Here is a 22,423-nt window from a genome sequence, read left to right on the forward strand (position 1 = left end):
CAGAGTACGCGCCCGGGCCACCTGCGGTTCCCCGGGCCGGTCAGCCGGACCCGCCGAAGAGGGCGAGGCGCACCTCCCGGGCGGCGGCGCGGACGGCCCGCGCCACGGCCGCGACGGGAGCCCACACCCAGGTGCGCAGCCAGTGGCCGACGGGGGTGAGGATCACCCGGTACACCCAGGCCAGGGGCCGGCCGATCGCGTTCCACAGCACCCAGCCGACCGCCCGGCCCACGGCTCGCGAGATCCGCCCTGCGATGTCCCAGGCCCAGGCGAGGACGGCTCCGATCACGCGGCCGACGGGCGCGAGCACATACCGCCAGAGCCAGGTCAGCGGGGTGACGACGAGCAGGTCGACGACCCACCACAGGGCCTTGCCCACGGGCCGCAGGACCCAGCGCCAGAGCCAGGTCAGCGGGGTGACGACCAGCAGGTCGACCAGCCACCACAGGGCTCGGGCGACCGGGACGAGCAGCCACTCCCACAGCCACCGCAACGGGATCACGATCAGGTGGTGGATCAGCCATCCGAGGGTTCGGCCGATCGGGGCGAGGATCCAGCGCCACAGCTGCTTCAGGCAATAGGCGAGGGCGTCCCAGACCAGCCGGACCGGCAGGACGATCACCAGGGCGATGGCTCGCGCCACCCCGGTGAGACAACCCGGGTTTTCCGTGTTCATGCCCGAAACGACGTGACGGCCCGGCGGAGGGTTTCCCCTCCGCCGGGCCGTCACCAAGGCGTTATGCGGCGACGCCTACTGGTTCACGACCGTCAGCGGCAGCAGCTTCTTGCCCGTCGGTCCGATCTGGATGTGCGTGTCCATGTGCGCGCATAGCAAGACAGCTCCACATCCAACCTGTACGCTCCGCGACCATGAAGACGTACGACATCGAGAGCGAGTGGACCGCCTCGGACCTGGCCCTCCTGGAGGACCTGAAGCGGGCGGAGGCCCTGCTCCCCGAGGACGCCCCGCGCGCACTTCTCTCCGTCCGCCTGTCCGTACTTACGGAAGACACGACCTCGCCGGTGCGGCAGGAACTCGACCTGCGTCTCCTGGCCAGAGAGAAGGGGTACCGCGTCGTCGGCGTCGCCTCCGATCTCAACGTGTCGGCGACGAAGGTTCCGCCGTGGAAGCGGAAGGAGCTCGGGGAGTGGCTCAACAACCGGGCTCCGGAGTTCGACGCTCTGCTCTTCTGGAAGCTCGACCGCTTCATCCGTCGCATGACGGACCTGTCCACGATGATCGAGTGGTGCGAGCGGTACGGGAAGAACCTCGTGTCGAAGAACGACGCGATCGACCTCAGCACGACCGTGGGCCGGATCATGGTCACGCTCATCGGCGGCATCGCCGAGATCGAGGCGGCGAACACGTCGACCCGCGTCACGTCACTGTGGGACTACGCGCGCACGCAGGACTCGTGGCTCGTGGGCAAACCGACGTACGGCTACGTCACGACGAAGGTGGACGGCAAGCCGGCACTCGCCATCGAGCCGAGCGCGCACAAGGCACTGCACTGGGCCCGACGCATGGCGCTCCGGGGCGTCTCCGCCCGACGCATGGCCCGCTGTCTCGTCCGCTCCGGGCTCATGTCGACGGGACTCACGACGTCGACTCTCCTTCGCCGCCTTCGTAACCCCGCGCTCATGGGGTACCGGGTCGAGGAGAACAAGCAGGGCGGGAAGCGACGGAGCAGACTCGTCCTCGGCAACGACGGGAAGCCGATACGAGTCGGCCCTCCGATCTTCACCCAGGAGGAGTTCGAGACCCTTCAAGCGGCACTCGACCGCCGGGGCAAGAACCAGCCCACCCGGCAGACGGGCGGAGCGACGCAGTTCCTGGGAGTCCTGATCTGTGTCGACTGTTCGACCAACATGACCGTGCAGAAGAACATGAGCAACGGCCGGAGCTACACCTACCTGCGCTGCGGCAAGTGCAAGGGCGGCGGGCTCGGCGCACCTGACCCGCAGGACGTGTACGACGTCCTCGTGGGCGACGTGCTGCGCGTCCTCGGCGACTTCCCCGTCCAGGTCCGGGAGTACGCGAAGGGAGCCGAGGCACGCGCCGAAGTGAAGCGGCTCGAAGACGCCATCTCCTACTACATGGCGGAGCTTGAACCAGAAGGCCGCTTCTCGAAGACACGGTTCACTCGCGAGCGGGCGGAGAAGACACTCGACAAACTCACGGACGAGCTGAACGCCATCGATCCCGAGACCACGCAAGACCGTTGGGTCCTCGTGCACAACGGCAAGACCTTCCGGGAGATGTGGGAAGCGGGCGGCATGGAGGCCATGGCCGAGGACCTGCGTCGCGTGGGCGTCACATGCGAGGTGACCCGCACGAAGGTCAAGGGGGTGCGCGCCCCGTCCGTACACCTGCGACTGAAGATCCCGCGCGACGTCCGCGAACGCCTGGTCATCAAGGGCGACGACTTCGCCGCACGGCTCTGACGAGCGAGCAGAGACGTATGCCTCCGGGCGCCCCGACCACAGGGCCCCGGGGGTGTTCGACTTGACGGCCGTCGCGGGCTCCGGGTAGCAAGACTCTCCCGCTCCTTCTGGGAGCGGACACCGTAGCTCCCGCCGTTCAGCGGCGGTAGAGCTGGCCACTCCGTGAGGGGCCGCGACCCCGAGGGGCTCGCAGGGACGTCGAGGACATCCCGAAGCGCAGGACGGTACTGCGCGACTTCCACCCGACGCTGAGGCACGGCTCCGTGCCGCCCTCGGCCACCGCCAGGAGTCGCCAGTCCTTTGAACATCACGGCGGCCAAGGCGCAGGGCCGTACTGGCGGCCGGCCGTCCGTGGTGGACGAGGACGTACTCAGCGTGGCCCGTGCCAGGAAGGCCAAGGGCGAGAGCGTCAGCGCCATCGCAAAGGCCCTCGGCGTCTCCCGAGCCACGCTGTACCGGCACCTCGGAGAGAGCGCCTGAAGCAGGCGCGCAGGAGTTCAGGCAGGCCCCGGCTCTACGCCGCCTGACGGCCGCAACGACACGGCCAGCACAGATCTCCTTCGCTGGCCTGTTGGTGACCCGCCCCCGCCGCGCGTGTCGGTGTCCGTACGGCGGGGGCGGGAGTCTCAGGGCTGTAAGCGGCTGACGTCGTTCGGGAGGGCCAGCCACTCCACGCCGCCGCCCTCGGGGCGCACGAACGCCATGCGCTGCTTCCTGCGGTCGGCGGGCATCTTCGCGGGGTCCTCGTAGTCCGGGATCACGTCCGTCAGCACTCCGGCGCGGCCGTGTCCGTCCTGGACGAGATGCCCGATGTCCTGCCGCGTGACCATCAGGACGGGCACTTCGGGCTGTGGTGGTAGACCGGCGCCATGTCGCCCGCCCCGTCGCCCTCGGGGCGCAGGTAGCCGCGCCGGACGCGCTCCAGGCGTTTGATCTCCTGCTTGCAGACGAGGCAGGTCGAGCCCTTCGGGGCGTAGGTCCCGTACTCGTCCGTCACCCGGTCCAGTGCCGTCGCCATGTCCGCACCTTTCGCTGTCGCCTGGCGTTCGGTGCGGAATCCTTCACGGACCGGCGGCGCTGTAGGCGGATCATGCGCGTCCTGGACTAAAGATCACCGGAGGGCGTCAGCACACTCCCCCAGGAAGGTGCGTGCTTCCTGGCCGAACAGGGCCCGCGTCTCCAGGTGCCCGAACTCTTCGAGGTGGCCCATCACGTCCCGGGGATCACAGAAGACCATGACCCCTGACGACAGCTCCACGGTGGCTATGCGGTCGTCGTAGATCGTGAACGTGTTGAGCGGTGCCGGGCCGGTCGACGTGGTCAGGGGGATGACGCCGAGGCGGACGTTCGGGAGGTGCGTGAGCGAGACCAGGTGGTCGGTCTGGACCGCGAGGGCGTCGCGGCCGACGAGGGGCCAGCGGACGGCCTGTTCGGTGAGGAGGAACGTGAACCGCTTCGAGCGGTCGTAGAGGACCTGTTGCCGCTCCAGCTTCTTGGCGATCGTCTTGGAGTGGTCGCCGGGGATGTGGGCGAGGCTGGTGCGGATGTACTCGGGCGTCGAGAAGAGTCCCGTGATCATCGAAAGCAGGAAGAACCGGAACTCGGTCGAGGACGCTTCGAGGCCGGCGAGCTCAAGCTGCTTCTTGTCCAGGCCCTTGCGGCGCATGCCCCGGGCACCCTGCCACTCCGTGTTCGCCAGCCTGGCCAACGCCATGACCTGCGCGACGAGCGCCGAGGGCGCGTCGCAGGCACGGAGGAACTGTTCCACGTCCACGAGGGACGGTCGCACCTTGCCGTTCTCGATCCGGCTGATCTTGGACTGGGACATGGTGCAGCGGGCAGCGATCCGGGTTCCGGTGAGCCCGGACCGCTTGCGTACGGCCTTCAGCAGAGCCGCCAGTTCCTCGCCTGACTGGCCCAGATCCTCGGGTTCGACACTCACGTACGGATGTACTCCAGGAAGGGCACAGACGCCTCTACGGCGATCCTCTGGTACTCGATGAACGGAGCGGGGTCGCCCTCGTACAGTTCACGGGTGATCTGCCTGCCGTCCGGGTGGTAGTGCATGAGCACCTGAACCCCCTCTTACGAGCCCTCTGCGGGCTGGTCGCCACCGACCGTACGAGCGAGGCCGACACTCCGTCTATGCGGAAACGCGACTATGCGCGTTGTCGCATAAACAGGACCCCAGGAACGCCGAGAGGCGCCCGGACCAGATCGTCCGAACGCCTCTCTTCGCCTACACCCACTCGACCGCCGAGAGGATGCCCGGGTCACGCCGATGGGCGGGAAGCGGCGTGCGCCGCTCAGGGCGGGGAGCCTGCTCGCGCTCCTTCGCTCCGAGGCCTCGCAGGGCTTCGATGCGGTCCGCCTCGGGTACTTCGGCAAGCGCCTCAGCCATCCGCTGGATGGCGTCGCCGCTGGTCACAGCTACTTCTTGACCGTGAGCGGGAGCAGCTTCTTGCCCGTGGGCCCGATTTGTATGGCCGTGTCCATCTGCGGGCAGACACCGCAGTCGAAGCACGGGGTCCAGCGGCAGTCCTCGACCTCGGTCTCGTCGAGCGCGTCCTGCCAGTCCTCCCAGAGCCAGTCCTTGTCGAGACCGGAGTCCAGGTGGTCCCAGGGCAGGACCTCCTCGTAGGTGCGCTCGCGGGTGGTGTACCAGGCGACGTCCACACCGAACTCGGGGAGGGTCTTCTCCGCGCAGCTCATCCAGCGGTCGTACGAGAAGTGCTCGCGCCAGCCGTCGAAGCGGCCGCCGTCCTCGTAGACCGCCCGGATGACCGCGCCGATGCGGCGGTCGCCGCGGGAGAGCAGGCCCTCGACGATGCCGGGCTTGCCGTCGTGGTAGCGGAAGCCGATCGAGCGGCCGTACTTCTTGTCACCGCGGATCTTGTCGCGGAGCTTCTGCAGGCGCTCGTCGGTCTCCTCGGCGGAGAGCTGCGGGGCCCACTGGAAGGGGGTGTGGGGCTTCGGCACGAAGCCGCCGATGGAGACGGTGCAGCGGATGTCGTTCTGGCCGGAGACCTTGCGGCCCTCGGCGATCACGTTCATCGCCATGTCGGCGATCTGCAGGACGTCCTCGTCGGTCTCCGTCGGCAGGCCGCACATGAAGTACAGCTTCACCTGGCGCCAGCCGTTGCCGTACGCGGTGGAGACGGTCCTGATCAGGTCCTCCTCCGAGACCATCTTGTTGATGACCTTGCGCATGCGCTCGCTGCCGCCCTCCGGCGCGAACGTCAGGCCGGAGCGGCGACCGTTACGGGTCAGTTCGTTCGCCAGGTCGACGTTGAAGGCGTCCACGCGGGTCGACGGGAGGGACAGACCGATCTTGTCCTCCGTGTACCGGTCGGCCAGGCCCTTCGCGATGTCGCCGATCTCCGAGTGGTCCGCGGAGGACAGCGACAGCAGGCCGACCTCCTCGAAGCCGGTGGCCTTCAGGCCGCGGTCCACCATCTCGCCGATGCCGGTGATGCTTCGCTCCCGCACGGGGCGCGTGATCATGCCGGCCTGGCAGAAGCGGCAGCCGCGGGTGCAGCCGCGGAAGATCTCGACGGACATCCGCTCGTGGACGGTCTCGGCGAGCGGGACGAGCGGCTGCTTGGGGTAGGGCCACTCGTCGAGGTCCATGACGGTGTGCTTGGAGACGCGCCACGGCACACCGGACCTGTTGGGGACGACCCGGCCGATACGGCCGTCCGGCAGGTACTCGACGTCGTAGAACGCCGGGATGTACACGCTGCCGGTCTTCGCGAGGCGGAAGAGGACCTCCTCGCGGCCGCCCGGCCGGCCCTCGGCCTTCCACTGGCGGATGATCTCGGTCATGTCGAGCACGGCCTGCTCGCCGTCGCCGATGATCGCCGCGTCGATGAAGTCGGCGATCGGCTCGGGGTTGAAGGCCGCGTGGCCGCCGGCGAGCACGATCGGGTGGTCGACGGTCCGGTCCTTCGACTCCAGCGGGATGCCCGCCAGGTCGAGGGCGGTCAGCATGTTGGTGTAGCCGAGCTCGGTGGAGAAGCTCAGGCCGAAGACGTCGAACTCCTTCACCGGGCGGTGGGAGTCGACGGTGAACTGCGGGACGCCGTGCTCGCGCATGAGCTCTTCGAGGTCCGGCCACACGCTGTAGGTGCGCTCGGCGAGGACGCCCTCACGCTCGTTCAGTACCTCGTAGAGGATCATGACGCCCTGGTTGGGCAGACCGACCTCGTACGCGTCCGGGTACATCAGCGCCCAGCGGACGTCGGCGGACTCCCACGGCTTGACCGTGGAGTTCAGCTCTCCACCGACGTACTGAATCGGCTTCTGCACGTGCGGGAGCAGAGCTTCGAGCTGCGGGAAGACAGACTCGGCAGCAGACATCTCGAACCTTCGTGAGCTGGCAGGGGGGCGACTCTCAAGCGTACCCCGGTGCTCAGTGGCTCAGCGCCGCCCGGATTTCCGGCGCCGAGGCCCGCTCCCAGATCCCGGGCAGCTCGCGCTCCCGCGCGGCGGCGGCCTCGTGCTCGCGGCCGTGCAGAACACCCCAGGTGAAGGCGGACTCGCCGGCCGCGTGGGCCTGGATCGCGAGGTCGCGCAGGGCGGCGCGGGCGACGACGCTGTCCTGGTGGTCGCCGAGGCAGCTCTGCACCTCCTTCACCCGTCCGGCGAACCTCTTGGCCGGCTTGCCGAGGGTGGGCACGGCGGCGTCCCCCGCGTAGCGGGCGCGCTTGGCGGCCTTGCGGGCGTCGTGCAGGGCGTGGTCGCGGTCCTCTCCCGGGTCGAGGGCGAGGGCGTGGTCGACGCGGTCGGCGAGCCGCCGGTAGTCGCGCAGGACGGCCTTGGGCAGGACCTTCGCGGCGTCCTTGCGGGCGGCGGGGAGCAGCGGCGGGTCGGCGAGCAGGGCGTCGAGGCGGTCGAGCAGGGCGACATGGCGGGCGGAGTCGAGGGTGGCGAGGGTACGGCGCCGGGAGCCGCCGCTGCGGGCCGCGTCCCAGGTCCTGAGCCGGCCGCGGACGGGCCCGAGCAGGAGTTCGCGGGGCAGCGCGTCCAGCCCGGCCCGCAGCCGTTCGTCGAGGACCTCCTGGTCGCGGGCGTGGCCCAGTTCGCCGGCGAGCCACTTGAGCTCCTCGCCGACCGGGTCGGTGACGGCCCGGTCGAGCACCTTGCGGTACGTCTTGAAGGCGCTGCGCAGCCGGCGCGAGGCGACCCGCATCTGGTGCACCGAGTCGGGCAGGTCGCGCCGCACGGCGGGGTCGAGCGCGACGAGGGCCTCGACCTGCTCCCGTACGTACGCGAGGACGGCGGCGCCCGCGCTGCCGTCGGACTCTCCCGAGTCCTGCGCGGCGGGCCCGCCGCCGGTCTCGGCCAGCGCCCTGGCCAGCTTCGACGCCGAGTCCGACGGGCGGATGCCCGCCTTCTTGAGGCGTTTGTCGATCGCGTCGAGGATCGCCTCGTCGGCGTCGTCCGCGAGTTCGACCTCGATCTCGGTCCAGGCGGCCGCGCCGTCCCCGGTGAGGCGCTCCGCGTGGACGGCGTCCACGGAGAGTTCGGCGAGCAGGCTGCCGTTCTCGGCGGCCAGGTGGCGGACGTCGCGGCGGGAGCGGAGCCGGACGACGGGCAGCAGCGGCTCGTCGCGGACCCGGGAACGCAGGAGCCCCGCCAGGGAGCGCGGGAGCGTCTCCGAGAGCGGGGCTCTGATCTCGTCGCGGATTCCGGAGGCGACGGGGAACTTCAGGTGCCAGCCGGCGTCGTCGCCGCCGGTGCGGCGGCGCAGCGTGAGGGAGTCGGCGGCGAGCCGGAGGTCGGCCGTGTCGTAGTAGACGGCGTCGAGTTCGATGACGCCCTCGTCCCGGACGGCGGCGATGCCCCGGACCTTGGTGAGGTCCGGGACCGCGGCCTCGTCATCGGCCTCGTACTTCCGCTCGATCTCACGCTTCGTCTCCGCCATGAATCGAATCTAGACGGGAAGTGAACTCCGCGGGAGTGGGCCTCAGGCTGTCATCGGCCGTTGCACCCGGATCGACTGGAGCAGTCCGATCGCCACCCACACCGCGAACATCGACGAGCCGCCGTACGAGACGAAGGGCAGCGGCAGCCCGGCGACCGGCATGATGCCGAGGGTCATGCCGATGTTCTCGAAGGACTGGAAGGCGAACCAGGCGATGATGCCGGCGGCCACGACGGTGCCGTAGAGCTCGGTCGTCTCGCGCGCTATCCGGCAGGCGCGCCAGAGGATGACGCCGAGCAGGACCAGGATGAGGCCCGCGCCGACGAAGCCGAGCTCCTCGCCGGCGACGGTGAAGACGAAGTCGGTCTGCTGTTCGGGCACGAACTGGCCGGTGGTCTGGGAGCCCTTGAAGAGGCCGGCGCCGAGCAGGCCGCCGGAGCCGATGGCGATCCGGGCCTGGTTGGTGTTGTAGCCGACGCCGGCCGGGTCGAGGTCGGGGTTGGCGAAGGCGGCGAAGCGGTTGATCTGGTACTCGTCGAGCATGCCGAGCATGGTGACGAGGACCGCGCCGGTGACGCCGGCTCCGATGAGGCCGAGGACCCAGCGGTTGGAGGCGCCGGAGGCGAGCAGCACGCCGAGCACGATGACGGCCATGACCATGACGGAGCCGAGGTCCGGCATCAGCATGACGATGCCCATCGGGAGCGCGGCCAGGGCCAGGGCCTTGGCGACGGTGCCGTGGTCGGGGTGGAGCTGGTCGCCGGCGTCGACCTTGGCGGCGAGCAGCATCGCCATGATCAGGATGATCGTGATCTTGACGAACTCGCTGGGCTGGAGCGAGAAGCCGCCGCCGATGACGATCCACGCGTGCGCGCCGTTGATGGTCGCGCCGAGCGGGGTGAGGACGGCGAGGATCAGCAGGATCGAGATGCCGTAGAGGATCGGCACGGCCCCGCGCAGGGTGCGGTGGCCGAGCCAGATCGTGCCGATCATCAGGGCGAGCCCGATGCCGGTGTTCAGGACGTGCCGGAACAGGAAGTAGTACGGGTCGCCCTGGTTGAGCTCGGTGCGGCCGCGGGTGGCGGACCAGACGAGCAGCGAGCCGATGAGCGACAGGGCGAGCGCGGACAGCAGGATCGGCCAGTCGAGCCGGCGCAGCACCGAGTCGCGGGCGGTGAGCCTTGCGAACGCGCCGCGGTCGGGTGCGTAGCGGGAGACGGAGAAGCCGTGGGGTGCGGTCACCGGTTCAGTCCCTCCCCCGGGTGGCGGGCGGGCCCGCGAGTTCCTGCCGGTCGTCCCCCGGGTCCGGTTTGGCGGGATCGGCCGGATCGGCGGGGTCGGCGGGGTCGGCCGGCGGCTTGGTCCCGTCGGCGTTCAGCTTCTCGGGGTCGACCTTCTGCGCCTCGGGGTCGTACGGCTTGATCCTCGGGGCGTCGATGGAGCCGTCGGCCTCGATCTTCGGCAGGGCCTGCTGCGGCTGCGGCAGAAGGGCGCGCTTCAGGTCCTGCTTGCCGGAGTCGTCGAGCCCGTAGAGCGCGTCGTAGATGTTGCGCACGGCGGGGCCTGAGGCGCCGGAGCCCGTACCACCCTGGGAGATCGTCATGACGATCGCGTAGTCCTTGGTGTACGTGGCGAACCAGGAGGTCGTCTGCTTGCCGTAGACCTCCGCGGTACCCGTCTTGGCGTGCATCGGGATCTTGTCCTGCGGCCAGCCGACCTGGGCGAAGCGCCAGGCAGCGGTACCGCGGGTGGCGACTCCCGCGAGGGCGTCGTCTATCAGGTCGCGGGTCTTGGCGTCGAACGGGAGCCGGCCGTGCGAGGTCGGCTTGATGTGCGTGACCTTCTTGCCGTCGGCGCTGATGACGGCCTTGCCCACGGTGGGGTTCCACAGGGTGCCGCCGTTGGAGATGGCAGCGTAGATGGTGGCCATCTGGATGGGGGTGACGAGGGTGTCGCCCTGTCCGATGGAGTAGTTGACGGAGTCACCGGCGCGCATGAGGTTGCCTTCGAGGCAGTTCTCGTACGACAGCTGCTGGACGTAGGTGCCGCCCTTCTTGCCGGTCCTGCACCACCAGTCCTTGTTGGCCTCCCAGAACTTCTGCTTCCACTGGCGGTCGGGGACGCGGCCGGTGACCTCGTTGGGGAGGTCGATGCCGGTCTCGGCGCCGAGGCCGAACTGGTGGGCGGTCTTGTAGAACCAGTCGCCGGGGTTCTTCTTCGGCTTCATGCCGCCGTCCCGCTGCCACTGCTGGTGGGCGAGGGCGTAGAAGACGGTGTCGCAGGAGACCTCGAGGGCCCGGCCGAGGCTGATGGGTCCGTGGTTCTGCGACTCGAAGTTCTTGAAGACCTGGTTGCCGATCGAGTACGAGCTGGTGCACGGGTAGCGGCCGTCGAAGTCGTAGCCCGCGTTGACGGCGGCGGCGGTCGAGACGACCTTGAAGATGGAGCCGGGGGCGGCCTGGCCCTGGATGGCCCGGTTGAGCAGCGGGAAGTTGGAGTCCTTGCCGGTGAGGGCCGCGTAGTCCTTGGCGGAGATGCCGCCGACCCAGGCGTTGGGGTCGTAGTCGGGCTGCGAGGCCATGGCGACGATCCGGCCGGTCTTGGCCTCCATGACGACGACGGCGCCGGCGTCGGCCTTGTAGTTCTCGCTGGTGTTCCTGTCGTGGACCTTGCGGGCCTCGACCATCGCGTTGTGCAGCTCCCACTCGGCGACCGCCTGCACCCGGGCGTCGATGGAGGTCACCACGTTGGCGCCGGGCTGGGCCTCGTCGCTCTTGGCCTGGCCGATGACCCTGCCGAGGTTGTCGACCTCGTAGCGGGTGACGCCGGCCTTGCCGCGCAACTCCTTGTCGTAGGTGCGCTCCAGGCCGGAGCGGCCGACCTGGTCGGATCGCAGGTACGGCGAGTCGCTGTCCTTGGCCTTCTCGATCTCCCCGTCGGTGACGGGCGAGAGGTAGCCCAGCACCTGGGAGGTGCGGGACTTGCCGGGGGCCGGGTAGCGGCGGACGGCGGCGGGTTCGGCGGTGATGCCGGGGAAGTCCTCGGCGCGCTCGCGGATCTGCAGGGCCTGCTGGGTGGTGGCCTCGTCGGTGACCGGGATCGGCTGGTACGGGGAGCCGTTCCAGCAGGGCTTGGGGGTCTTGGAGTCGCAGAGCCGGATCTTGTTGACGACGTCCTCGGGCTTCATGCCGAGGACGCCGGCGAGCCGGGCGAGGACGGCCTTGCCGTCGTCCTTCATCTTCATCAGCTCGGTGCGCGAGGCGGAGACCACGAGCCGGGTCTCGTTGTCGGCGAGCGGGACGCCGCGGGCGTCCAGGATGGAGCCGCGGACGGCGGGCTGGACGACCTGCTGGACGTGGTTGTTCTTCGCCTCGTCGGTGTACTCCTTGCCGTTGCGGATCTGGAGGTACCAGAGGCGTCCGCCGAGTGTGGCGAGCAGGGAGAAGACGAGGACCTGGATGACGACGAGCCGGATCTGGACCCGGGGGGTCCGGCCGGTCTCGGGGATGTTGCTCATGCTGCCGCTGCCCCCTTGGTCACAGTCGCTTGACTCCCTTGATGCGTCCGGCGCGTGAGGCGCGGGACCGGGCGGCCTTGACGCGCAGCCCGCCGCGCTGGGTGCCGATCCTCAGGCCGGTGCCGGAGGAGAGCCAGCCGGAGGAGAGGTCGGCCCCGTTGGACCCGCTGGTCTCGGCGAGCGGGTCGTTGTCCGCGCGCCGGGCCAGGGCCATGATGAGCGGCACGGTGAACGGGGCGAGGAGCAGGTCGTAGAGCGCCGCGGTGAACAGCAGGAAGCCGAGCCCGACATGGCGGGCGGCGGTGTCGCCGACGAGGGCGCCGACCCCCGCGTACAGCAGGGTGGAGCCGATGGCGGCGACGACGACCACGGCCATGGGACCGCTGGCGGACTTCAGCCGGCCGTTCTCGGGGCGGGCCAGGCCGACGAGGTAGCCGACGAGGCAGAGCACCAGGGCGTAGCGGCCGGCGGCGTGGTCGGCGGGCGGGGCGAGGTCGGCGAGCAGACCGGAGGTGAAGCCGACGAGGGCGCCGGTGACGTGTCCGTAGACGAGGGCGAGGCCGACGACGGTGAGCAGGACCAGGTCGGGGACGGCGCCGGGGAGCTGGAGGCGGGCGAGCACACAGACCTGGACGACCAGGGCGACGACGATCAGCGCGGCCGACAGCAGGATGCGGTTGAACTTCACGGCGTTTCCTCCCCCTGGTCCGAGCCCTGGTCCGACGGCTTCCGCTCGTTCTGGCCCGGCTTCTGCCCGTCCGTGGCTGTCGGGGTGGGCGTCGGGGTGACCGTGACGGTGACGGTCGGCGCCGGCTTGGGCTTCTGCGGCAGGACCATGTCGCGCGGGTCGGTGCGCGGGGCCTGGACGACGACGCCGACGATGTCGAGCTTGGTGAAGCCGACGTACGGGCGGACGTAGACGTTGCGGGTCAGTCCGCCGCCCGAGGGGTCGACGCGGACGACCTCGCCGACCGGCACGCCGGGTACGAAGGGCTTGTCGGCCTGCGAGCCGAAGGTGACGAGACGGTCGCCGTTCTTGACCTTGGCCTTGCCGTTGAGCAGCTGGACCAGGAGCGGTCGGTCGCCCTGGCCGGTGGCGAAGCCGAGTTCGTCGGTCTTCTCCATGCGGGTGCCCACGGTGAAGTCGGGGTCGTTGGCGAGGAGCACCGTCGACGTGGAGGGCCCGACGGTGGTGATCCGGCCGACGAGTCCGGAGCCGTTGAGCACGGTCATGTCGCGCCGGATGCCGTCACGGGCGCCGACGTCGATGGTGACGGTCCAGGAGAAGCCCTGGGCGGCTCCTATGGCGATGACCTCGGCGCCCTTGATGCCGTACTGGCCGGCGCCGGCGGTCTTCAGCATGGCGTCGAGTTCGCGCAGCCGGTTGCGGTTGCGGTCGTCGCTGCCGAGCTTGGCCTTGAGGGCGGCGTTCTCCTGCTCCAGGGCGGCGATCCGGTTGTGCCGTTCCCCGGAGTCGCGGACCGCTCCTATCGCGTTGCCGATCGGGTCGACCGCCGTGGCGACTCCGTTCTCGACGGGACCGAAGACCGCGGCCGCGGCCTGTCGGGCACCGTCGACCGGCGACTCCTGGCCTCCTCGGATATCCACCGTGATCAATGCGAACGCGATGGCGATCAGCAGCACCAGGAGCAGCCGGCTCTCTCGTGTGTCCCTCACGTGCGGCGGCCGTGCCTTTCCTCGTTTGGTGACGGGCCCCCGGGCCGGGGCCCGGGGGTGATGGAGTTGTGGGGGTGATGCCGTGCGTACGGTCAGCGGCGCGGCTGCGCGTCGAGCACCTGCTGGAGTGCCTCGAACTCCTCGACGCACTTGCCGGAGCCCAGCGCCACCGAGTCCAGCGGGTCCTCGGCGATGTGGATCGGCATGCCGGTCTCCCGGCGCAGCCGCTCGTCGAGGCCGCGCAGCAGGGCGCCTCCACCGGTGAGAACGATGCCACGGTCCATGACGTCACCGGAGAGCTCCGGCGGGCACTTGTCGAGGGTGGTCTTCACGGCGTCGACGATGGCGTTGACCGGCTCCTCGATGGCCTTGCGGACCTCGGCGGCGGAGATGACCACGGTCTTGGGCAGGCCGGAGACGAGGTCGCGGCCGCGGATCTCGGTGTGCTCGTCCTGGTCGAGGTCGTAGGCGGAGCCGATGGTGATCTTGATCTGCTCGGCGGTGCGCTCACCGAGGAGGAGCGAGTACTCCTTCTTGATGTGCTGGATGATCGCGTTGTCAAGCTCGTCGCCGGCCACCCGGATGGACTGTGCCGTGACGATTCCGCCGAGGGAGATGACGGCCACCTCGGTGGTGCCGCCGCCGATGTCGACGACCATGTTGCCGGTGGCCTCGTGGACCGGGAGGCCCGAGCCGATGGCCGCGGCCATGGGCTCCTCGATGATGTGCACCTGCCGTGCGCCGGCCTGGGTGGAGGCCTCGATGACGGCGCGGCGCTCGACTCCGGTGATGCCGGAGGGCACACAGACGACAACCCGGGGGCGGGCCAGGTAGCGGCGCTTGTGGATCTTCAGGATGAAGTAGCGGAGCATCCGCTCCGTGATCTCGAAGTCGGCGATGACGCCGTCCTTGAGCGGGCGTACGGCGACGATGTTGCCGGGCGTCCGGCCGATCATCTTCTTCGCCTCGGCACCCACCGCGAGGATGCCGCCGGTGTTGGTGTTGATCGCGACGACGGACGGCTCGTTCAGAACGATGCCTCGACCCCTGACGTACACCAGCGTGTTGGCGGTCCCGAGGTCGACAGCCATGTCACGGCCGATGAACGACATTGAGTTCCCCTTGTTTCCCATGAGGATGCGTCGGGCCTTCCCTAGCGGAGCGTTGACGGCTTCTCAGGTCGGCGAGGTGGTGGCTGAAGGTGGTACGGCGTGGAGTTTTCCATCGTAGTGCCGCCCACCTGGATACCGCGCGGCGGAGTCCCTCAGTCCACCTCTGTATAGGTGACGGAATGACGCGGCGATCCGTTCCCGGGTTCGGCGTTCATATGCCTGGGGGCGACCGAATTCCTTCGGTCGCCCCAGGGCGTGGCGCTGATCGGCTGACGAGGGGTCAGGCGACGGGTCAGGAGAGGCCGGGGAAGAAGATCTTCAGCTCACGGATGGCGGACTCCTCGGAGTCCGAGGCGTGGATCAGGTTCTCGCGGACGATCGTGCCGAAATCACCGCGGATCGAGCCCGGGGCGGCGGCGATGGGGTCGGTCGGGCCGGCCAGCGTGCGCAGGCCCTCGATGACCCGCTCGCCCTCGACGACGAGCGCGACGACCGGACCGGAGGCCATGAAGCCCATCAGCGGCTCGTAGAAGGGCTTGCCCTTGTGCTCGCCGTAGTGCTGCTCCAGCGTCTCCTGGTCCAGCTCGCGCATCTCCAGGGCCGCGATGGTCCAGCCGGCCTTGCGCTCGATACGGCCGATGATCTCGCCGATCAGGCCACGGCGGACGGCGTCGGGCTTGAGCAGGACGAGCGTGCGCTGGCTCACGGTGGGAACTCCTTCAGACAACGGTGTGCGGGCCTCCGAGGCTACAGGGCCGGGACCGGCCCCGATCACGCAGCGTCAGGCCCTGCGGATCCCTGCGCCTGGGCCGCTGCCCAGGACGCCTTGATGTCGTCGATCCGCCGGCCGTAGTGCACCGAGGCCCACCACAGCCCGGCGAACAGCGCGCCCAGGAAGAACATCATCGGTACGAAGAAGCCGCTGGCGATCAGCCCGAGCTGCAGGGCCCAGCCCAGCTGCACGCCGCCCGGACGGGTGATCATCCCGCACAGCAGCACCGACAGGGCCATGGCGACCGCGCAGACCGTCCAGACCGTCGACATCGCCAGGGTGTCGTCCTTCATGGCGACCAGACCGGCGAAGCCGATCACGAAGAACTCGCCGATCAGCGTCGAGGAACACAGCACGCGCATCGGGTCAGCCCCTCTTCAACAGCAGCCGGGCGTCGCCGACCGTGAAGATCGAACCGGTCACGAGGACACCCGCCCCCGCGTACTCGTCCTCCTCCTCGGCCAGCGTGATCGCCGCCTCCAGGGCGTCGTCCAGGCGCGGCTCGACGACCACCCGGTCCTCGCCGAAGACCTCGACCGCGATCGCGGCGAGGGCGTCGACGTCGGTGGCCCGGGGGCTGGAGTTCGCCGTGACGACGACCTCGGCGAAGATCGGCTCGAAGGCCTCCAGAAGACCCCGGGCGTCCTTGTCGGAGCTGGTGGAGACGACGCCGATGAGCCGGGAGAGGCCGAAGGACTCCGTGATGCCCTCGGCGGTCGCCCGCGCGCCGTGCGGGTTGTGCGCCGCGTCCAGGATGACCGTCGGCGAGGAGCGCACGACCTCCAGGCGGCCGGGCGAGGCCACCTGGGCGAAGGCCCGGCGCACCGTGTCGATGTCCAGGGTGCGGGCGTGCTGCGCGCCGATGCCGAAGAACGCCTCGACCGCGGCGAGCGCCACGGCCGCGTTGTGCGCCTGGTAGGCGCCGTACAGCGGCAGGAAGACGTCCTCGTACTCGCCGCCGAGGCCCCGCAGGGTCAGCAGCTGGCCGCCGACCGCGATCTCGCGGGAGACGATGCCGAACTCCATGCCCTCGCGGGCCACGGTCGCGTCCGTCTCGACGGCCTTCTTCAGGAGCACCTGGGCCGCGTCGACCGGCTGCTGGGCCAGGATCACGGTCGCGCCCTGCTTGATGATCCCGGACTTCTCGCCGGCGATCTCGGCGGTGGTCCCGCCGAGCCGGTCGGTGTGGTCGAGGTCGATCGGGGTGACGACGGCGACGGAGCCGTCGATGACGTTGGTGGCGTCCCAGGTGCCGCCCATGCCGACCTCGACGACGGCCGCGTCGACCGGGGCGTCGGCGAAGGCCGCGTACGCCATGCCGGTGAGGACCTCGAAGAACGAGAGCCGGTACTCCTCGCGGGCGTCGACCAGCTCCACGTACGGCTTGATGTCCTGGTACGCCTCGACGAAGCGCTCGGCGTCGATCGGGGCGCCGTCCAGGCTGATCCGCTCGGTGATGCTCTGCACGTGCGGCGAGGTGTACCGCCCGGTGCGCAGGTCGAAGGCGCCGAGCAGGGCCTCGATCATGCGGGCCGTGGAGGTCTTGCCGTTGGTGCCGGTGATGTGGATCGAGGGGTACGCGCGCTGCGGGTCGCCGAGCACGTCCATCAGGGCCGCGATCCGCGTGACCGACGGCTCCAGCTTGGTCTCGCCCCAGCGGGTGGACAGCTCGGTCTCGACCTCACGCAGCGCCTTGTCGACCTCCGGGTCGGCGGGGCGGGAGGGCACGGGGTCGCCCTGGGGCGGACCGGCCATCGCGCGCAGGGTGCGGCTGCCGGCCTCGATCACCGCCAGGTCGGGGTCTCTGTCGGTCTCGGTGTCGACGATGTCGTCGAACAGGTCGTCGCTCGGGTCGCGCGGGTCGCTGGGCTCGCTCACGCCCCCAGTCTACGGAGGCGTACCGACAGGACCATGGACCCACCCCTTTCGGGACTTTCGGCCCACCGTCCGCCGCACCGGCCCGGCAAACTTGGCGATCATGGACATAGGCATCGATCTCGGCACCGCGAACACCCTCCTCTACGCCCGCGGTCAGGGCATCGTCCTCAACGAACCGTCCGTGGTTGCGGTCCAGGAGGGCTCGCGCACGGCGCTCGCGGTCGGTGCGGAGGCGAAGCGGACCATCGGCCGCACCCCCGGCTCGATCACCGCGATCCGCCCCCTCAAGGACGGCGTCATCAGCGACTACGAGGCGGCCGAGGAGATGATCCGGCACTTCGTCCGCAAGGCCCTCCCCGGCCGCCGGCGGCCGCGCACCCGGATGGTGGTGTGCGTGCCCAGCGGGGTCACCCCGGTCGAGCGGCGGGCCATCGTGCACGCCTCGCGCTCGGCGGGCGCGCGGGCGGTCCATCTCGTCGAGGAGCCGATGGCGGCGGCGATCGGGGCGGGCCTGCCGGTCTCGGACCCGCGCGGCTCGATGGTCGTCGACATCGGCGGCGGCACGACGGAGGTGGCGGTGATCTCGCTGGGCGGGATCGTCACGGCCCAGTCCCTGCGGGTCGGCGGCGACCGCCTGGACACGGCCGTCGCGGATTTCGTGCGCAAGGAGCACTCGCTGCTCATCGGCGAGCGGACCGCGGAGGACGTGAAGGTCGCGATCGGCTCGGCCTGGCCGGTGCCGGGCGGCGAGGAGTTCGAGCGGTCGGCCTTCACCGTACGGGGCCGGGAGAAGGTCAGCGGGCTGCCGCGGACGGTGGAGCTGACCGTGCCCGAGGTGCGGGCGGCGCTGGACGAGCCGGTGGAGGCGATCATCGCGGCCGTACGGATCACCCTGGAGGAGTGCCCGCCGGAGCTGTCCGGCGATGTCATGGAGCACGGCATCGTGCTGACGGGCGGGGGCGCGCTGCTGCCGGGCCTGGACTTGCGGATGGCCTCGGCGACGGGCATCCCGGTCTTCGTCGCCGAGAACCCGCTGGACTGCGTGGCGCTCGGCTCGGGTCGGTGCGTGGAGGACTTCGACGAGCTGCAGAGGGTGCTGGGGAAGGCGGAGGGGGTGCGCTAGGGGGTCCGTCGGGGTCCGTGAGCCGACTAGCGGTGGTGCAGGCCCGCAGGGAGCAGTGCCGTCACCACGTACGCGCCGTGCTCGCGGCCTGCCTTCAGCGTGCCGCCCATGCTGGTGACCCGCTCGTCCATGGAGAACAGGCCGGTGCCGGTCGAGACGGGGGCGCGGTCCGGCGGGGTCTCGGCGAGCGGGTTGCGCACCTCGATGAGCAGGTCCGGGCCCTCGACCGTGATCGTGACGGTCACCGGCAGGCCCGGCGCGTGCTTGGCCGCGTTCGTCAGGCACTCCTGGACCACCCGGTGCACGGCCGTCTGGCGCAGCGGCGACAGCGCCTTGGCCTCCTCGGCGACCGTGAGGTCCACGGGGCTGCCCATCCGCTCGCTCTCCTCGGCCAGCGCCGCGAGCCCTTCCAGGCCGGGGGTGGCGGCGGCCCCGTCGGCGCGCCGCACGATGGTCTCGTTGAGCATGTGGTGGGCGCGCCGGGCGGTGTCGGCGAGCTCGTCGAAGTCCTTCCGGTGCGCCTCCCCCCTGGCCCGTACGGCGAGCACCTCGGCCCGCACCGCGAGCATGGTCAGCTCGCGCCCCACCAGGTCGTGGACGTCCCGGCCGACCGAGATCCGCTCCTCCTGGACGGCCTCCCGGGCCGTGGCCGCACGCTTCTGCACCTCCAGGGCGAGCACCAGGTCCTGGCGGTACGCGGCGATGCCGACGCCCGCGGCCAGGACGCCGATCGGGACGACGAGGCTCAGGAAGTCGGAGAGGGTCTCGCCGTGCCTGGCGGGCCAGCCGGGCATGCTGAACAGGGCGTAGGCGGCGCCGATGTAGAGCAGGGTGGCCAGGACGGCGGACCGCCGGCCCCGGAAACGGCCCAGCGAGTACAGCGCGAACTGGATCATCGTCAGCTCGTGCAGCCAGCCCATCAGGAAGAGCGCCACGGCGAACGGGATCCACGGCACCTTGCGCCGCAGCACGAGGGTGGCCGCGCCGGTCGCGAGGACGAGGGTGGCGGTGACCCCGGTCAGCGAGTTGTCGGCACGGGCGAGCCCCGGCACGTCGAGGACCATGAGACCGAAGGCGAACAGCGCGGCGACGACGTCCATGGCTCGGGGCGAGACGGCCCACCGGTCCACGCAGCGGCGCAGCGCGGGGAGGGTGGGAAGGCGGAGCATGCCTTCCATCATCCCGGGTCCTTCGTCCCGCCGCCGGAGAGCTGAAGTCCCGTCTGATGTGAGATCGGGCACTTTGCCCGTATTTTCGATCTCCGTCGTACGCGAAGGGCCCGGCACCGCGCGTACGGTACCGGGCCCTTCCACCGCTCGGGCTCAGGCCTGCGGCAAGCGCTCCAGCTGGGCCTGGATGCGGGCGATGTCCTCGTCCGCCTTGGCGAGCCGGCCACGGATCTTCTCGACCACGTTGTCCGGCGCCTTCGCCAGGAAGGCCTCGTTGCCGAGCTTCCCGTTGGCCTGCGCCTTCTCCTTCTCGGCGGCGGCCAGGTCCTTCGCGAGGCGCTTGCGCTCGGCGGCGATGTCGATCGTGCCCGACAGGTCGAGCGCGACCTCCGCGCCGGCCACCGGCAGGGTGGCGGTGGCGGCGAAGCCCTCGGCCTCCGGCTGGAGGCGGAGGATCTGGCGGATGGCGGCCTCGTGCGCGGCCAGCGAGGTGCCGTCGAGGGTGAGGCGGGCCGGCACCTTCTGGGCGTCCTGGAGGCCCTGCTCCTTGCGGAAGCGGCGGACCTCGGTGATGACCCGCTGGACCAGCGCGATCTCCCGCTCTGCGGCCTCGTCACGGAAGCCCGAGTCCTTCGGCCAGTCGGCGATCACGACGGACTCGCCGCCGGTCAGCGTGGTCCACAGCGTCTCGGTGACGAAGGGGACCACCGGGTGCAGCAGGCGGAGCATGACGTCGAGGACCTCGCCGAGGACCCGGCCGGAGACCCGGGCACCCTCGCCGCCGGCGAAGAAGGTCGTCTTCGACAGCTCGACGTACCAGTCGAAGACCTCGTCCCACGCGAAGTGGTAGAGGGCCTCCGAAAGCTTCGAGAACTGGTAGTCGTCGTAGAACGCGTCGACCTCGGCGACCGTCTTGTTGAGCCGCGACAGGATCCAGCGGTCCGTGGCGGACATCTGGTCGGGGGCCGGCAGCTCGCCCTCGATCGTCGCGCCGTTCATCAGCGCGAAGCGCGTGGCGTTCCAGATCTTGTTGGCGAACTTGCTGGAGGCCTGGACCCAGTCCTCGCCGATCGGGACGTCGACGCCCGGGTTGGCGCCGCGGGCCAGGGTGAAGCGGACGGCGTCGGAGCCGTAGGCGTCCATCCAGTCCAGCGGGTTGACCACGTTGCCGAAGGACTTCGACATCTTCTTGCCGTTCTGGTCACGGACCATGCCGTGCAGGGCGATGGTGTGGAACGGCGGGGTGCCGTCCATCGCGTACAGACCGAACATCATCATCCGGGCGACCCAGAAGAAGAGGATGTCGTAGCCGGTGACCAGGACGGAGTTCGGATAGAACTTCTTCAGGCTCTCGGTCTGCTCGGGCCAGCCGAGCGTGGAGAACGGCCACAGGCCGGAGGAGAACCAGGTGTCGAGGACGTCGGTGTCCTGGTGCCAGCCCTCGCCGCTCGGCGGCTGCTCGTCCGGTCCCACGCAGACGACCTCGCCGGCGGGGCCGTACCAGACCGGGATGCGGTGGCCCCACCACAGCTGACGCGAGATGCACCAGTCGTGCAGGTTGTCGACCCAGTCGAAGTACCGCTTCTCCATCTCCTGTGGGTGGATCTTGACCTTGCCGTCGCGGACCGCGTCGCCGGCGGCCTTCGCGAGCGGGCCGACCTTGACCCACCACTGCATCGACAGGCGCGGCTCGATGGTGGTCTTGCAGCGCGAGCAGTGGCCGACGGAGTGGACGTACGGACGCTTCTCGGCGACGATCCGGCCCTCGGCGCGCAGCGCGGCGACGATGGCGGAGCGGGCCTCCAGGCGGTCCAGGCCCTGGAAGGGGCCGTGGGCGGTGATGACCGCGCGCTCGTCCATGACGGCGAGGTTCGGCAGGTTGTGGCGCTGGCCGATCTCGAAGTCGTTCGGGTCGTGGGCCGGGGTCACCTTGACCGCGCCGGTGCCGAACTCGGGGTCGACGTGCTCGTCGGCGACGACCGGGATCCGGCGGCCGGTCAGCGGCAGCTCGATCTCGGTGCCGACCATGTGCTTGTAGCGCTCGTCGTCCGGGTGGACGGCGACGGCCGTGTCGCCGAGCATCGTCTCGGCGCGGGTGGTGGCGACGACGATGGACGCGTCGCCCTCGCCGTAGCGGATCGAGACGAGCTCGCCGTCGTCGTCCTGGTACTCGACCTCGATGTCGGAGATGGCGGTCAGACAGCGCGGGCACCAGTTGATGATGCGCTCGGCGCGGTAGATCAGCTCGTCGTCGTAGAGCTTCTTGAAGATGGTCTGGACGGCCTGGGACAGGCCCTCGTCCATGGTGAACCGCTCACGGGACCAGGCGACGCCGTCACCGAGGCGCTTCATCTGGCCCGAGATCTGTCCGCCGGACTCGGCCTTCCACTGCCAGACCCGCTCGACGAACGCCTCACGGCCCAGATCGTGGCGGGACTTGCCCTCCTTGGCGAGCTCCCGCTCGACGACGTTCTGGGTGGCGATGCCCGCGTGGTCCATGCCGGGCTGCCACAGCGTCTCGTAGCCCTGCATCCGCTTGCGGCGGGTCAGGGCGTCGATGAGCGTGTGCTCGAAGGCGTGGCCCAGGTGGAGCGAACCGGTGACGTTCGGCGGCGGGATGACGATCGTGTACGGCGGCTTGTCGCTCTTCTCGTCCGCCTCGAAGTAACCCCGCTCTACCCAGCGCTCGTACAGCTTCCCCTCTACTTCGGCCGGGGCGTACGCGGTCGGCAGTTCGGTGGTGGCTGTCGTCTGCTGCTGAGTGTTCTCGGTCACGGGGCCAGTTTAGGGGTGCCGCGGGGTGG

The 22,423-nt window shown here is 70.1% G+C and carries 21 protein-coding genes; 3 read left to right on the forward strand and 18 right to left on the reverse strand.

Going from position 1 to position 22,423, the window contains the following annotated elements; all coding sequences use genetic code 11:
* Window positions 1–40: 40 nt before the first annotated feature.
* A complete protein-coding gene (locus ACIGEZ_RS04135) occupies window positions 41–676 on the reverse strand; it encodes a hypothetical protein (protein ID WP_399825380.1) in 636 nt (211 codons plus the stop codon).
* Between the two features lie 194 nt (window positions 677–870).
* Between ACIGEZ_RS04135 and ACIGEZ_RS04140 the strand changes: the two genes are divergently transcribed.
* Window positions 871–2,445, forward strand: coding sequence for a recombinase family protein (locus ACIGEZ_RS04140; protein WP_399825383.1), 1,575 nt, complete (start codon window positions 871–873; stop codon window positions 2,443–2,445).
* Between the two features lie 300 nt (window positions 2,446–2,745).
* Complete coding sequence (locus tag ACIGEZ_RS04145) at window positions 2,746–2,925, forward strand: helix-turn-helix domain-containing protein (protein WP_399825385.1); 180 nt, start codon at window positions 2,746–2,748, stop codon at window positions 2,923–2,925.
* A 146-nt stretch (window positions 2,926–3,071) separates the two neighbouring features.
* On the opposite strand, the gene ACIGEZ_RS04150 is transcribed toward ACIGEZ_RS04145, so the two are convergent.
* The 15 genes from ACIGEZ_RS04150 to ACIGEZ_RS04220 form a co-directional block, all read right to left on the reverse strand.
* Window positions 3,072–3,275: a hypothetical protein gene (locus ACIGEZ_RS04150; RefSeq protein ID WP_399825387.1), complete on the reverse strand. Its 204-nt coding sequence runs from the start codon at window positions 3,273–3,275 to the stop codon at window positions 3,072–3,074.
* Window positions 3,275–3,463, reverse strand: a complete 189-nt coding sequence (locus tag ACIGEZ_RS04155; protein ID WP_399825389.1) for a hypothetical protein — start codon at window positions 3,461–3,463, stop codon at window positions 3,275–3,277. Before ACIGEZ_RS04155 ends, ACIGEZ_RS04150 begins: the two co-directional genes overlap by 1 nt.
* Before the next feature lie 93 nt (window positions 3,464–3,556).
* Entirely contained in the window at window positions 3,557–4,387 is an 831-nt protein-coding gene (locus ACIGEZ_RS04160; protein ID WP_399825392.1) for a helix-turn-helix domain-containing protein, read from the reverse strand.
* The gene (locus tag ACIGEZ_RS04165; protein WP_399825394.1) at window positions 4,384–4,518 is read right to left on the reverse strand and encodes a hypothetical protein; all 135 of its coding nucleotides are present in this window, start codon (window positions 4,516–4,518) and stop codon (window positions 4,384–4,386) included. The genes ACIGEZ_RS04160 and ACIGEZ_RS04165 overlap by 4 nt, the downstream gene beginning before the upstream one ends.
* Before the next feature lie 166 nt (window positions 4,519–4,684).
* Window positions 4,685–4,873, reverse strand: a complete 189-nt coding sequence (locus ACIGEZ_RS04170) for a hypothetical protein (protein WP_399825396.1) — start codon at window positions 4,871–4,873, stop codon at window positions 4,685–4,687.
* Between the two features lie 2 nt (window positions 4,874–4,875).
* Window positions 4,876–6,804, reverse strand: a complete 1,929-nt coding sequence (locus ACIGEZ_RS04175) for a TIGR03960 family B12-binding radical SAM protein (protein WP_399825399.1) — start codon at window positions 6,802–6,804, stop codon at window positions 4,876–4,878.
* 52 nt (window positions 6,805–6,856) lie between these two features.
* Window positions 6,857–8,371: a CHAD domain-containing protein gene (locus ACIGEZ_RS04180; protein WP_399825402.1), complete on the reverse strand. Its 1,515-nt coding sequence runs from the start codon at window positions 8,369–8,371 to the stop codon at window positions 6,857–6,859.
* A gap of 42 nt (window positions 8,372–8,413) precedes the next feature.
* On the reverse strand, window positions 8,414–9,613 hold the full coding sequence (rodA, locus tag ACIGEZ_RS04185) for a rod shape-determining protein RodA (protein WP_399825404.1): 1,200 nt from the start codon (window positions 9,611–9,613) through the stop codon (window positions 8,414–8,416).
* Between the two features lie 4 nt (window positions 9,614–9,617).
* Entirely contained in the window at window positions 9,618–11,888 is a 2,271-nt protein-coding gene (mrdA, locus tag ACIGEZ_RS04190) for a penicillin-binding protein 2 (protein WP_399825406.1), read from the reverse strand.
* Window positions 11,889–11,907: 19 nt separating this feature from the next.
* Window positions 11,908–12,576, reverse strand: coding sequence for a rod shape-determining protein MreD (gene mreD, locus ACIGEZ_RS04195; protein WP_399825409.1), 669 nt, complete (start codon window positions 12,574–12,576; stop codon window positions 11,908–11,910).
* The gene (mreC, locus tag ACIGEZ_RS04200) at window positions 12,573–13,565 is read right to left on the reverse strand and encodes a rod shape-determining protein MreC (protein ID WP_399825411.1); all 993 of its coding nucleotides are present in this window, start codon (window positions 13,563–13,565) and stop codon (window positions 12,573–12,575) included. Before mreC ends, mreD begins: the two co-directional genes overlap by 4 nt.
* A 92-nt stretch (window positions 13,566–13,657) precedes the next feature.
* Window positions 13,658–14,677, reverse strand: a complete 1,020-nt coding sequence (locus ACIGEZ_RS04205; protein WP_046905593.1) for a rod shape-determining protein — start codon at window positions 14,675–14,677, stop codon at window positions 13,658–13,660.
* A gap of 292 nt (window positions 14,678–14,969) precedes the next feature.
* Window positions 14,970–15,383 (reverse strand): nucleoside-diphosphate kinase, encoded by a 414-nt coding sequence (ndk, locus tag ACIGEZ_RS04210; RefSeq protein ID WP_399825413.1) that lies wholly within the window; start codon window positions 15,381–15,383, stop codon window positions 14,970–14,972.
* Window positions 15,384–15,448: 65 nt separating this feature from the next.
* The gene (locus ACIGEZ_RS04215) at window positions 15,449–15,811 is read right to left on the reverse strand and encodes a DUF4233 domain-containing protein (RefSeq protein WP_399825416.1); all 363 of its coding nucleotides are present in this window, start codon (window positions 15,809–15,811) and stop codon (window positions 15,449–15,451) included.
* A gap of 4 nt (window positions 15,812–15,815) precedes the next feature.
* The gene (locus tag ACIGEZ_RS04220) at window positions 15,816–17,327 is read right to left on the reverse strand and encodes a bifunctional folylpolyglutamate synthase/dihydrofolate synthase (protein ID WP_399825418.1); all 1,512 of its coding nucleotides are present in this window, start codon (window positions 17,325–17,327) and stop codon (window positions 15,816–15,818) included.
* A gap of 100 nt (window positions 17,328–17,427) precedes the next feature.
* Between ACIGEZ_RS04220 and ACIGEZ_RS04225 the strand changes: the two genes are divergently transcribed.
* Window positions 17,428–18,450, forward strand: a complete 1,023-nt coding sequence (locus tag ACIGEZ_RS04225; RefSeq protein WP_399825420.1) for a rod shape-determining protein — start codon at window positions 17,428–17,430, stop codon at window positions 18,448–18,450.
* Window positions 18,451–18,476: 26 nt separating this feature from the next.
* Here the strand turns inward: ACIGEZ_RS04225 and ACIGEZ_RS04230 are convergent, their stop codons facing one another.
* Together ACIGEZ_RS04230 and ACIGEZ_RS04235 are read right to left on the reverse strand one after the other, a co-directional pair.
* Window positions 18,477–19,619: a sensor histidine kinase gene (locus ACIGEZ_RS04230; RefSeq protein WP_399825422.1), complete on the reverse strand. Its 1,143-nt coding sequence runs from the start codon at window positions 19,617–19,619 to the stop codon at window positions 18,477–18,479.
* Window positions 19,620–19,772: 153 nt separating this feature from the next.
* Window positions 19,773–22,394 carry a valine--tRNA ligase gene (locus ACIGEZ_RS04235; protein WP_399825425.1) on the reverse strand — a complete coding sequence of 874 codons (2,622 nt, stop codon included), beginning with the start codon at window positions 22,392–22,394 and terminating at the stop codon, window positions 19,773–19,775.
* Window positions 22,395–22,423 lie beyond the last annotated feature (29 nt).

The sequence above is a fragment of the Streptomyces sp. NPDC085481 genome (genome assembly GCF_044541845.1).
In the GTDB taxonomy this organism is placed as follows: domain Bacteria; phylum Actinomycetota; class Actinomycetes; order Streptomycetales; family Streptomycetaceae; genus Streptomyces.